This is a genomic window from Burkholderia sp. FL-7-2-10-S1-D7, from assembly GCF_001524185.1.
Taxonomy (GTDB): domain Bacteria; phylum Pseudomonadota; class Gammaproteobacteria; order Burkholderiales; family Burkholderiaceae; genus Burkholderia; species Burkholderia diffusa.
The window spans coordinates 100,859-113,452 of sequence record NZ_LOWY01000035.1; the positions used below are offsets into that span (position 1 = coordinate 100,859).

At 60.6% G+C, this 12,594-nt stretch carries 9 protein-coding genes; 3 read left to right on the plus strand and 6 right to left on the minus strand.

From position 1 onward, the window contains the following. Positions 1 to 38: 38 nt before the first annotated feature. Positions 39 to 1,016 (minus strand): tRNA (adenosine(37)-N6)-dimethylallyltransferase MiaA, encoded by a 978-nt coding sequence (gene miaA, locus WS75_RS15560; RefSeq protein ID WP_059681276.1) that lies wholly within the window; start codon positions 1,014 to 1,016, stop codon positions 39 to 41. Continuing rightward, on the minus strand, positions 1,013 to 3,001 hold the full coding sequence (gene mutL / locus WS75_RS15565; protein WP_059681277.1) for a DNA mismatch repair endonuclease MutL: 1,989 nt from the start codon (positions 2,999 to 3,001) through the stop codon (positions 1,013 to 1,015). Before mutL ends, miaA begins: the two co-directional genes overlap by 4 nt. Before the next feature lie 172 nt (positions 3,002 to 3,173). Between mutL and WS75_RS15570 the strand changes: the two genes are divergently transcribed. Further along, positions 3,174 to 3,857, plus strand: coding sequence for a DedA family protein (locus WS75_RS15570; RefSeq protein ID WP_059608350.1), 684 nt, complete (start codon positions 3,174 to 3,176; stop codon positions 3,855 to 3,857). 166 nt (positions 3,858 to 4,023) lie between these two features. Here the strand turns inward: WS75_RS15570 and WS75_RS15575 are convergent, their stop codons facing one another. The 4 genes from WS75_RS15575 to WS75_RS15590 all read right to left on the minus strand — a co-directional run bounded on the left by WS75_RS15575 (position 4,024) and on the right by WS75_RS15590 (position 9,812). Further along, complete coding sequence (locus WS75_RS15575) at positions 4,024 to 4,836, minus strand: mechanosensitive ion channel family protein (protein WP_059681278.1); 813 nt, start codon at positions 4,834 to 4,836, stop codon at positions 4,024 to 4,026. Between the two features lie 295 nt (positions 4,837 to 5,131). Then, positions 5,132 to 6,562 carry a mannose-1-phosphate guanylyltransferase/mannose-6-phosphate isomerase gene (locus tag WS75_RS15580; protein WP_059681279.1) on the minus strand — a complete coding sequence of 477 codons (1,431 nt, stop codon included), beginning with the start codon at positions 6,560 to 6,562 and terminating at the stop codon, positions 5,132 to 5,134. 19 nt (positions 6,563 to 6,581) lie between these two features. Continuing rightward, the gene (locus WS75_RS32185) at positions 6,582 to 8,639 is read right to left on the minus strand and encodes a capsular polysaccharide export protein, LipB/KpsS family (RefSeq protein WP_082729614.1); all 2,058 of its coding nucleotides are present in this window, start codon (positions 8,637 to 8,639) and stop codon (positions 6,582 to 6,584) included. A gap of 12 nt (positions 8,640 to 8,651) precedes the next feature. Next, positions 8,652 to 9,812, minus strand: a complete 1,161-nt coding sequence (locus WS75_RS15590; RefSeq protein ID WP_059681281.1) for a glycosyltransferase family 4 protein — start codon at positions 9,810 to 9,812, stop codon at positions 8,652 to 8,654. Between the two features lie 386 nt (positions 9,813 to 10,198). Here WS75_RS15590 and WS75_RS15595 point away from each other — a divergent pair, with 386 nt between their 5' ends. Both WS75_RS15595 and WS75_RS15600 read left to right on the plus strand, forming a co-directional pair. Then, positions 10,199 to 11,362 (plus strand): polysaccharide biosynthesis/export family protein, encoded by a 1,164-nt coding sequence (locus tag WS75_RS15595; RefSeq protein ID WP_059681305.1) that lies wholly within the window; start codon positions 10,199 to 10,201, stop codon positions 11,360 to 11,362. Positions 11,363 to 11,494: 132 nt separating this feature from the next. After that, complete coding sequence (locus WS75_RS15600; RefSeq protein WP_059681282.1) at positions 11,495 to 12,592, plus strand: hypothetical protein; 1,098 nt, start codon at positions 11,495 to 11,497, stop codon at positions 12,590 to 12,592. The last annotated feature ends 2 nt before the right edge of the window (positions 12,593 to 12,594 follow it).

Consider the following 12,594-nt stretch of genomic DNA (forward strand, 5'->3'; position numbering starts at 1 on the left):
CGCATGTGCACGGGGCGATGCGCGCCGATCCGGCCCCGTCAGTGATCCTCGATACGGCAGTCCAACACGCGTTCAAGCGCGTCAACCGCCCGGTCGGTCGAATCCGGCGCGACGCAGTCGACGACGATCCGCTCGGGCATCGCGCGCAGCCACGTGATCTGCCGTTTGCACAGCTGGCGCGTCGCGAAGATGCCTTTGTCGCGCATGGTCCGGTAGTCGGTGTCGCCGTCGAGGAACTCCCATGCCTGCCGGTAGCCGACGCAGCGCATCGACGGCAGGCCGAGATGCAGATCCTCGCGGCGGCGCAGCCGTTCGACTTCGTCGATGAAGCCCGCGTCGAGCATCGCGTCGAAGCGTTGCGCGATGCGCGCGTGCAGCACCGCGCGGTCCGACGGCTCGAGCGCCACCGGCACGAAGCGGTACGCGGCGGCCGCATCGTCCGCTCGCCGCGGCGCGGCGAGCAGCGCCGACATCGGCTGCCCGCTCAGCATGAACACTTCGAGCGCGCGCTGGATCCGCTGCGAATCGTTCGGGGCGAGCCGCGCGGCCGTCGCGGGGTCGACCTGCGCGAGCCGCGCATGGAGCGCCGGCCAGCCGTCGCGCGCGGCGTCGGCATCGAGCTCCGCGCGCACGGCCGGATCGGCGGTCGGCAGGTCGTTGAGGCCCTGCGTCAGCGCCTTGTAGTACAGCATCGTGCCGCCCGCGAGCAGCGGCGTGCGGCCGCGCGCGGCGATCTCGCCGATCACGCGCAGCGCGTCCGCGCGGAATTCGGCCGCCGAATAGGCATCGGCCGGGTCGATGATGTCGATCAGGTGGTGCGGCACGCTCGCGCGCTCGTCGCGCGTCGGTTTCGCGGTGCCGATATCCATGTCGCGGTAGACGAGCGCCGAATCGACGCTGACGATCTCGATCGGACGGCGCGCGGCGAGCGCCAGCGCCGCGGCCGTCTTGCCCGAAGCGGTGGGGCCGAGCAGGCAGGCGATCGTCGTTGGGCGAGACTGCGGTGAAGCGCTCATTGGCCGCGCATGAAGAGACGGTCGAGATCGTTCAGCGTGAGCTGATACCACGTCGGCCGGCCGTGATTGCACTGGTCCGCGCGTTCGGTCGCTTCCATCTGGCGCAGCAGCGCGTTCATCTCGTCGAGCGTCAGGCGCCGGTTCGCGCGCACCGCATGGTGGCACGCGAGCGTGCCGAGCAGCTCGTGCTGGCGCTCGGTGAGCACGCGTGAACCGCCGAACGCATGCAGGTCGGCGAGCACCGCGCGCGCGAGCGACTGCAAATCAGCGTCCTTCAGCAGCGCGGGCACCGCGCGGACTGCGAGCGTCGTCGGCGACAGCACCGCGAGGTCGAAGCCGAGCGATTCGAGCGTGTCGCGTTCTTCCTCGACCGTGCCGATCTCGACCGGCGTCGCCGTCATCGATATCGGCAGCAGCAGCGGCTGCACCGCGACCGTGCGGTCGGCGAGCGCGTTCTTGAACTGTTCGTAGAGGATCCGTTCGTGCGCCGCGTGCATGTCGACGATCACGAGGCCGTGCGCGTTCTGCGCGAGCACGTAGATCCCGTGAATCTGGCCGAGCGCGAAGCCGAGCGGCTGCTCGCCATGTACGGTGGCGGCAAGCGGCGACGCGACGAAGCCCGGCAGCGGCGCGACTGGCGCATCGGCCGCATCCGCCGAATCACGCGCGATGGTCGTCGTGCCGTCCGGCGTGCCCGCACCGGTGTCCTTGCGGCCGAACAGCGCATCGTAGAGCGCGAGCGGTTGCGCGACCGGCAGTGTGCCCTGCGTCATGCGTGCCTGGCGCATCCACGTGTTGCCCGACGACGACGACGGCGACGAGAAGCCGCTGCCGCCCGTGCCGGTGGCCGCGCCCTGGCCGAGCGGCGTATTCAGGAACGACGCGGGGCCGCTCGGCGCCGGAGAGAGTTGCGCGGCATGGCCGCCCGCGGTGGTTTCCGGCGACGCGCCCGCGTGGCGCGCGAGTGCGCGCTGCACCGCGTGGAACACGTACTGGTGGATCGAACGCGAATCGCGGAACCGCACCTCGATCTTCGATGGGTGCACGTTCACGTCGACGGCTTCCGGCGGCAGGTCGAGGAACAGCACGTACGACGGGTAGCGGTCGCCGTGGAGGACGTCCTCGTACGCCGCGCGCACCGCATGCGTGAGCAGCTTGTCGCGCACGAAGCGGCCGTTGACGAAGAAGTATTGCTGGTCGGCGCGGCCGCGGCTCGCGGTCGGCAGGCCCGCGCAGCCGTAGACGGCGAGCGGCCCGGCCCGCTCGTCGAGCGGCAGGTGCGCGGTCGCGAAGCCGTCGCCGAGAATCTTCGCGACACGCTGCGCGGGCTCGGTCGCGTTCCAGTGCTCGACGGCTTTGCCGTTGTGCAGCACCGAGATCGCGACGTCCGGCCGCGCGAGCGCCGCGCGGCGGATCATTTCGAGGCAGTGGCCGAATTCGGTCTGCTCGCTTTTCAGGAACTTGCGGCGCGCGGGCGTGTTGAAGTACAGCTCGCGCACCTCGATCGTCGTGCCGACCGCGCCGGCGGCCGGCGACAGCGCGCCCGTGGTCGCGTCGATCTTCGTCGCATGCGCGACGTCGGCCGTGCGGCTCGTGATCGACATTTCGGCGACCGACGCGATCGACGCGAGGGCTTCACCGCGAAAACCCAGCGTCGCGACCGCCTCCAGCTCCTCGAGCGAGCGGATCTTGCTCGTCGCGTGACGCATCAGCGCGAGCGGCAGTTCGGCGGGCGGGATTCCGCAGCCGTCGTCGGTGATCGAGATGCGCTTGACGCCGCCTTCCTCGAGCACGATGCGCAGCGTCGTCGCGCCGGCGTCCATTGCGTTCTCGAGCAGTTCCTTGACGACCGACGCCGGGCGTTCGACGACCTCGCCGGCAGCGATCTGGCTGATCAACTGGTCGGGCAGGGGCTGGATCGCGCGCAGCGGGCGCGGAGCAGGGGCGGGCGCGGCGCCCGCGGCCGTTTCGGTGATTTCGGACATGGCCGAATTATAGCGAGGCGGCGGTGGCGTGCCGGGGCGGTGCCGGTTACGTTTTTTTCACGGAGCCTTAAGGTAGTTTCGGTATGATGGCTCCGTTCCGCGCGCCGCCTTGTCCGGCGGGCACTTCCGCCTTTTCGGCCATTCCGGCCCTTTCGCCTTCGAGGAATCGCATTTGGATACGCTGCTTCATTTCGTCAACCTGGTCCTGCATATCGACGCGTTCCTCGGCGACTTCATCCGGCAGTACGGTGCGTGGGTGTATCTGGTGCTGTTCCTGATCGTGTTCTGCGAGACCGGGCTCGTCGTGCTGCCGTTCCTGCCGGGCGATTCGCTGCTGTTCATCGGCGGCGCGTTCGCGGCGACGGGCGACATGAACGTTGGCGCGCTGATCGTGCTGCTGCTGGTCGCGGCGATTGCCGGCAATACCGTGAACTACCTGATCGGCCGCTGGATCGGGCCGAAGGTGTTCAATACGCATATTCCGGTGCTCGAGCGCTTCCTCGATCGCGCGGCGCTGCAGAAGACCCACACGTTCTACGACAAGCACGGCGGCAAGACGATCGTGCTCGCACGCTTCATCCCGGTCGTGCGCACGTTCGCGCCGTTCGTCGCCGGCGCGTCGTCGATGAGCGTCACGCGCTTCCAGCTGTTCAACGTGATCGGCGCGCTGGTCTGGGTGCTGCTGCTGGTGCTGCTCGGCTACTTCTTCGGCAATATTCCGTTCATCCGCCAGTATCTGAACGTGATCGTGCTGGCGGGGATCGGTGCAGCGATCGTGCCGGTTGCGCTCGGCGCGCTGTGGAAGCTGGTGCGCGGGCGGCGATCGGGCAGCACGCCGAACACCGGCGGTCACTGAGCCGCACGTGTTCGCTTCGGCGCAATAAAAAAGCGTGGCGGCTGCCACGCTTTTTTTTCGTCCGTGCGGTCCGACCGATTGCCGATTTGCGGTATCGGCCGATCCGGCTGCTCCACGCCGGCTGCTTCAGCCAGAATCCCGCGGACCGACGGTCGACACGGTTACGTCAGGTCGTGCGATGCAGGATCGGCGTTTCGGGCGTCGGGTATTGCGCATCGCGGAACGTTTCGAGAATCACGCGGTTGGTATCGCAGTACACCTGCCAGTAGTTCTCCGGCTGCGTCGACGGACGCACGAACAGCAGCGGGCCTTCCGGCGTGAACTGCAGCACGCCGACGTCCGGCGCCGGTTGGGTCAGCACGTTCGGGATCTGCTGGATCCGTGACTTCAGGCGGTTGATCGCATCGACCGCGTCCACGCCGTTCGCGATCTTGGCAGTCAGGTCGACGCGGCGATGCGGCGTCGCGCTGTAGTTCGCGATGTTGTCCGAGAAGATCTTGTTGTTGCCGACGATCGTCACGATGTTGTCGGCGGTGATGATCGTCGTGCCGAACAGGCCGAGTTCCTTCACCGTGCCGGTGACCCCGCCCGCGCTGATCACGTCGCCGATCTTGAACGGACGCAGCACCTGCATGAACACGCCGGCGGCGAAGTGGGCGAGCAGGCCGCCCCAGGCGGTGCCGATCGCGAGGCCGAGGCCGGCGAGCAGCGCGGCGAACGACGTGGTCTGCACGCCGAAGATCTGCAGGATCGCGAGGATCAGCAGGATCGTCAGCAGCACGCCGACCACCGAGGTCAGGTAGTCGGTGAGCGTCGGGTCGACCTTGCCGCTGCGGCGCACGACCTTGCCGAGCAGGCGCGTGGCGATGCGGATCGCCCAGCGGCCGACGAACCACAACACGATCGCGGCGAGGAGATTCAGGCCAAAGTCGAGGCCGCGGGTCATCAGGAATTGCTGGGCGGTGGCGAGGTTCAGCATGGGGCTCCTGAGTGAGGGAGAATGGAAGGCGGGAACGAGCGACTTGAGACTGAGCGTTTATAGTCTATCGGGTGCGGTTGAGCAACCGATTGCATGCGGCCGCGTTCCTGCACGGCCGACGATTACGGTGGCATCTCGCTACGCGAATGCGACTATTGTCGGATGTGCTGGCGCAGCGAAAGCTGCAGTTCGGGAACAATTGTGTGACACGTGGGCGTCATACGTGAGTATGACGCCCTGATCGCGACGCCGACGCAGCGACAACAGTGCGAATGCGTTCGACGTTCTGCAGGTCTTACTTGGCGGGGGCTCGGCCGTAGGTATCTTCGAATCGGATGATGTCGTCCTCGCCCAGATAGGCACCCGATTGAACCTCGATCAACTCCAGCGGGATCTTGCCCGGATTGCTCAGGCGATGCGTGGCGCCGAGCGGGATGTAGGTCGACTGATTTTCCGTCAGCATGATTTCCTTGTCCCCGTTCGCGACGAGCGCCGTGCCTTTCACGACGATCCAGTGCTCGGCGCGATGGTGGTGCATCTGAAGGCTTAGTTTTTCGCCAGGGCTGACGATAATTCGTTTCACCTGAAATCGGTCGCCCTGATCAATGCCTTCGTATGACCCCCACGGACGAACGACGCGTCGATGAGTAACCGATTCCTGGCGGCCGGAGGCGTTTAACCACTCGACGACTTTCTTGACATCTTGTGCTTTGTCACGGTGCGCGACGAGCACTGCGTCAGCGGTTTCGACGATCACGACGTTGTCGAGACCGAGTGCCGCGACCATGCGATGCTCCGCGCGGATATATGAATTTTCGACGCCTTCGGTGAAGACGTCGCCGATCAGTGCGTTGTGCTGGTCGTCGGTTGTCGCGATTTCCGCCAGCGCATTCCATGACCCGATGTCGTTCCATCCGAGATCGGCGGAGGCAACCACTGCTGCGCGGTCGGTCTGCTCCATCACCGCGTAGTCGATGGAGATATTGGGGCTGGCTGCGAACATCTTCGAGTCCAGGCGGATGAAGTCTTCGTCACGTTGCGCGGCTTTCAGCGCAAGCTCGGAATGGTGAGCGACGTCCGGGGCGTGGCGCTGCAATTCCTCGATGTATGTCGATGCTTTGAGCATGAACATGCCGCTGTTCCAGCAGTATCCGCCGTCGGTCAGGAAGCTTGCCGCCGTTTGAGCGTCTGGTTTCTCGATGAATGCGTCGACTTGGTGGACATCCTGATCTTCGGCAATCCGCGGGCCCCGGCGGATATAGCCGTAACCGGTGTGCGGTTCGGTCGGAGCGACGCCGAACGTGACCAGATATTGATCCGCTGCAATTGCCGCTGCTTTTTGACTGGCCGTCACGAAGGCGGATTCGTTCAAGATGACGTGATCCGAAGGAAGGACGAGCAAGAGAGCATCAGTCGATTCATGCATCGCCAATAGTGCTGCGATCGCGATGGCCGGCGCCGTATTGCGGCCGACCGGCTCGAGCACGATCGATGACGGTGCGACGCCGACTTGGCGAAGCTGCTCCGCGACTAGGAATCGTTGTTCGTAATTCGTGATGACGATCGGGGCCGAAACATCGGGAATCGCGCGCAGCCGCAGGGCGGTTTGCTGGACGAGCGTCGCTTCACCGGTGAGCTTCAGATACTGCTTCGGATAGCCGCCACGAGACATCGGCCAGAGGCGGGTTCCGCTACCACCGCACAGAATGACTGGATATATATTCATTTCTTTCTCTTTTGATAAGTTACGTATTTTTTATACCCGGTTTAAAAGGCGATCGCTTTCCGCGAGCGTTTGGATTAATTTTCCAAATGGCATGGTGAAGTACGTTTCGACTCCAACGGATCGCCTTGATAAGCGGTCTCATCCGACTGCCGCGAATTTTCCCAAGCGGACGGCCCGCATACGGTGCGATTAGTCGAATGACGGCTTCGGGCGTCGTATACAGTTGCATGCGCCAGTCCCAATATATCGAATAGCGGAATAAAATACCCGCAATCAGCATATCAATTGACAGTTTGCGTTGACGCGATTGAATTGGCGCTAGGGCATCCTGCGTCAATCCCCAGCCCGCATAAAATGGAAAACCATAAGTAAACACTGCTTTACCTCGCAATAGTGCGTCGAAGCCGGAAAGGGAAGACAGAGTATGGACTTCATCAGCGATTTCGATCAGCGAAAGCAAGTCGGAATCAGTGTCGACAAAATCGGCGAAGTGATCAACGTTCACTACACCGTTACGATTTCCGGAAAGTACGTCGGGGTGTGGTTTATAAACGATAAATGCATCGGGGCGGCGTGTGCGTACTTCCCTCAAGAGTTCTTCGGCCGAAGAGATTTTTCCCGTCCCGAGTCGGATCGACGCATCGTCGGCGACCTGACCGGGCACGAGCACGATTCTTTGGCCGTCGGGTGCGGCCCATGCTGGCCGGCGGCGGCCCAGGTTGTATTTGGTAATGCCGAGCGTGACGATCGATTCCCGCAGCGCGCGGGCCCGGATCAGCTCGCTATCGCTGAATTCGGCGTTGTTCAGAATCGCGAGTAAATCGTTTGGCTTCGATGCATCGAAATATATTCCCGTGCAATCAATCACTTGGCTGTATGGCGCCTTCATGTCGGAACCAAGACCTGTCGAGTGAATAAAGCCATCTTCGATGCGAACGATCGGGATCGGAGTGAATGAGCGGTGCGTGTCCCTCGCTCCCCAAAGAGCGACCCATTCACCGGGTGCCACGGATTCAACGTTGTCGGCCCACCGCAGCACTCCCCCGCCAGCCGTCAGGAATGGTGTAGCGAACGGCCGTTTCCATCGCTGAAACCGGATGCCTGCGACTCGCTGCATATGCGCGAAGCGTTGATGTATGGCGCGTTGCAGGTCGATACAATCTAGCAGATTACCAAGTGTTCCCGATTCATGAGTAGCTGGATTCACGTAACGTGTAAGACGTAAGAAAACGACGTCAAAGAGCGCCCGCAGCGAAGGGCGTGATGTGCGGCCCGCGACGTCCAGGTTGTCCGTTGTGAGGCCCCATCCTGCGTAATATGGCGAGCCGAAAACATGGACATTCGCGCCCGAAAGCAGGCCGTTCATTCCCTCGGAAGCGTTGATCGTATAAACGTGGTCGATATGCGGCAAGGCTGAGCAAAGTGAATGTTCTATACCGATCCGCTTTGTGTCGGAGGGGAGTTCGCGGCAACGGGATGACAGCCAGTGGCCGGAACCGGGATCCCTGGATTGTGCAATCCAGAATTCGGCATTGGGATGCTGCCTCTTTGCCGAATCGACCATATTTGAGAACAACTCGGGGTCGATCTTTGTCGTTGAAAGGCAGGCTCCGTTGGAGCGAGAGCGTTCGTCAATAACGAGAACCCTTGGAGCGCGACGTGCTTCGAGTAAAAGCGGCGGGCATTGCGGGAACGGGTTACGCGTTCGGCTCACGGCGCTGACGACGACGCGTTGCATGAGGAGGTCGATTTCGCTCGACGTTCCAGCCGACGGGTCTCGCAGGAGTTCCGCATTGATTGCGCTTGCGAGTGCGCCCGGCCCGGATATGCCGGTTGCCGGTAGGCTGAACCAGGAAAGGCCCGGGGCCCCTGATGGTGTGTCCGACCAGATCGGGCCGGGCCAAACGGTACTGACTGACACATTGCGGCCCAGCTTGAACGTCAACCCAGTTGCTTCCTTCCATCGGGCGATACGCGCGTTGCTTTGCCGGCAGTCGATTGCATCCGCTTTCGAGCCGCGACGATTTGAGTTGCGGAAATCGTCATTGATGTCCGAATGCCCGCTGCGGGATTTCATGCGCCGGTTCATTTAACGTAGATCATCCAGAAACCTGTCGACGCTCTCGAAGTGCTCGGCCCAACTGGGTGGGTTAAAGAGGGCGATTCGGGCGAGCTGGGCGGTGCGAGCGCGACTGTCAGTGCGCGTGTATTCCTGAACAGCCGCTAACCAGTTTGGACCATCCAGCGGATCGTGATATTCGGGAATATCACCAGCAATCTCGCGAAAGACCGCGAGATTGCTGGCGATGACCGGCGTCTGTACCTTGAGCGCCTCGATAAGCGGCATGCCGTAGCCTTCGACGAAAGACGGAAACAGCAATGCTTGCGCATGCTGAAGATAGGCTTGGAGGCGGGCGTCCGAACAGGCGGTCTCTTCGATTACAATTCCTGTCAATTTGCCGCAGCGTTCGAGCATGTCGACGGCATTTTCGCTTTCCCAGCCACGTCTGCCGATGATGACCAGCCGGGGTGTGGCATTCCCCATGATTTCAGCAAGCCGTCGCCATACATGCAGCATGAACCAATGATTCTTTCTCGCCTCGATTGTGCCAAGCATGACAAAGTATGGCGCTTCGATCGGTCGAACACTGTGCCTCCTTCCGGAAATACCGGGCGCAAGACGCGCGACCGTGTACGGTGGCATTGGCATCCCAGACGATTTTGCTTCGGATTTAAGCGTTTCGATCGTGAATTGCGAATTTGCTACTACTCCGGCACCGTACGCCATCGTGTTGTGAATACGGCTTCGATGAATATTCTTGGTAGTCGGACGACAATATTCTGGGTGGGTCAATGGGATAAGGTCGTGAATCAGGATTACCGACCGGATGCCACGATTTCCCATGGATCGAAAATAGCGAGCATTTTCAATGCCGGAGTGACTTGTATGCAGGAGGATGTCGCGCGGAAAGCGTTCCCGGCGAACGGCTTGGAGAAGCGCTTTCGCCATCAGCATGCGTGTCGGAAGGGCGCGCGCTACATTCTGCTCGAGGAGCAGGTCGAAGGCGCGTCGCGAATCGGTCTGCGAAAGCACGGCACTGAAGCCGTTGGCGCTGATAACGGCGCGAGTGGATGGCCGTTGTCCGTAGTACCGGATGTATTCGAGACCAACCCGGTCGACGCCAGTCGGCAGAATGTGATCGATCAGTCTGCTAATTAATCGGGACACGTCAAGAAGTATGGCTGACAATTTTGGAGCCGCGTTGCAAACGCGCTTATGAGTCTTGTAAATTTGTGAAATATCGATAAGTCACATCAAACCGATTCGATGTGAAAATTCTTGCGCTCAAGCCTAACATCTTATTCATGATTGTGCCAAAATTCGCGGAGCGCGCTTGCCGCGCCCGTATATTAGCAGGCGTCCGGATTGTTGGAAGACGCTCCGGCACCGAAGCGAGAGACCATCCTCTCTACTCCCCCTTAGCGCGAGTGGCCGGGTAGGCTTTGGCTCAGTCTGGGACATCGCGGTGCCCGCTTGGGCGATCGGAACGCCACTTGGATCTCGAGTGGCTGGATCACCAACGATTCGGCAGACTGCCCGCATCAGAAACCATTACGTGCAAGAGCAGCGAATACATGAATTTCCATCGAATTACTGCAAAATTATCAATTTTTCCGGTTCTCTGTTGCCTGGCTTCGTGTGGGGTCGTTCCTTCGTCGGGGCCAACGGCGTCGCAGGTCGTGGAGGGGAGGGACGCAGGCAACGTCCAAGGAATCCAGATCGTGGATCTTACCGATTCAGTTGCGCGCAAACTCGTCGCAGAGCGCAAGATCGTTGACTTTGCGAGCACATTTGGTCAGCAACGCGGTGGGCAACAAGAGTTCGGCCCGGGCGATGTGGTCGAGCTTTCAATCTGGGAGGCTCCACCAGCCATGCTGTTCGGGGCAAGCGCGTCGCCGGGTGATTCGACTTCTTCCGGTGGGGCACGCGCGACAGTGCTGCCGCAGCAGACGGTCGACGTCAATGGCGATATCGACGTTCCGTTCGTTGGACTAGTCAGGGCCGGGGGGCGTACGACAACCGAACTGTCACAACTGGTCGCCAATCGCCTGAAAGGCAAGGCTAATCAGCCTCAGGTCATGGCGCGGCGAGTCAAGAACGCGACGTCCTATGCGACGATTGTCGGCGATGTGAACAACAGTACGCGACTCGAATTGAGTCCCGGTGGCGAGCGAGTGCTCGATGCACTCGCTGCGGCTGGCGGCGTACGCCAGCCTGTCGACAAGACGACGATTCAGATGACGCGCGGTGACAAGGTCGAAGCGTTGCCTTTGCAAAACATCATTCGAGACCCCCGACAAAATGTATCGCTGCGGAGCGGCGATGTCGTTACTGCGTTGTTCCAGCCATCGAGCTTTACAGTCCTTGGCGCTTCCGGAAAGAACGACGAAATCAATTTCGAGGCCCAAGGGATTACGCTTTCACAAGCTCTCGCGCGGAGTGGAGGGCTGAATGATAGCCGCTCCGATCCCAAAGGCGTATTCATTTTTCGATTTGAGCCGAGTAACGCGCTCGACTGGACTAACAAGCCAGTTATCGAGACGGCCGATGGGAAGGTTCCGGTCATCTACCGGCTGAATCTGAAGGACCCGGCCAGCTTTTTCGTTGCTCAATCATTTCAAGTCAATAATCATGATCTTATCTACGTTTCGAATGCGCCTGTTGCCGAGTTGCAGAAATTCCTAAATCTCGTGTTCTCAGTTGTATTCCCCGTGACAAACGTGATTCGTGCATATTGAGTCGAGGTTCCGTCAGGAGTGGATTATCGTGGTTATTAACGCATCAAAAGCTTTGCGTTGGCGGCTCTTCAGGGAGATGTGCGTCGCAGCAGCATTTGAGCCTTTAACGATAGAGATAGCGGCTAGTTAACGATGAATTTTTCCAAGAAGATCAACAATTTATTTGCCGGAACCGTTGTCATTCCAACGTTGATTTCGGCGATATATTTCGGACTGATCGCGTCTGATGTCTATGTTTCTGAATCGCTGTTTATTGTGCGCAGCCCGGCGCGGCAGGTGGCGTCACCGCTCGGACAGATTCTGAGCGGGACGGGACTAGTCCGAGGGCAGGACGATGCTTATGTGGTGCAGGACTACATCCTCTCGCGCGACTCACTGCAGTCTTTGGAGAGGATAGATCGCGTGATGGAATCGTACAGCAACCCGAATATCGATATATTTGCGCGCTTTGGTACGTTGGATTGGGATAAAAGTTTTGAGACTTTTTATCGATATTTCCAAAAGCGCCTCGATCTTCAGATCGACTCACTGTCTTCGATTTCCACTCTGACCGTTCGGGCTTATACAGCCTCGGACGCGCATCTCATCAATGAGCGTTTGCTCGAACTGGCCGAAGATCGCGTCAATATGCTGAACCAGCGTGCGCAATCGGATACGATTCGGTTTGCCACCCAGGAAGTGGCGAAATCCGAGCAACGGGTCAAGGCTGCGGCGCTAGCACTTGCGGCCTATCGCAATCAGAAGGGAGTAATCGATCCGGAGAAGCAGTCGGTAATTCCGCTTCAGCAGGTGGCCGAACTGCAGAATCAGTTGATTGCCGCCAAGGTGCAACTGAATCAGATGCTTACGTTGGCGAAAGAAAACCCGCGAATTCCGTCGCTGAACGCTCAAATTGCTCTGCTCGAAAAAGAAATCGAGCAAGAGAGTCAGCATGTAGCGGGCGGCGGCGATCGATCGCTCGCCAGCAAGGCGCCGGAGTATCAGCGGTTGGCGCTGGAGAAGGAGTTCGCAGACAAATTATTGGCAAGTGCCATGACCACGCTCGAGCAGGCGAGAAGCGAGGCGCAGCGCAAGCAACTCTACCTCGAGCGGATCGCCCAGCCAAGCAAGCCGGACTCGACGAATGAGCCTCATCGGCTGAGAGGCGTTGTAGCGACGTTTCTCCTCGGTATGATTGTTTGGGGGGTCTTGTCCTTGACCATGGCTGCCGTCAAAGAGCACGTGGATTAAGA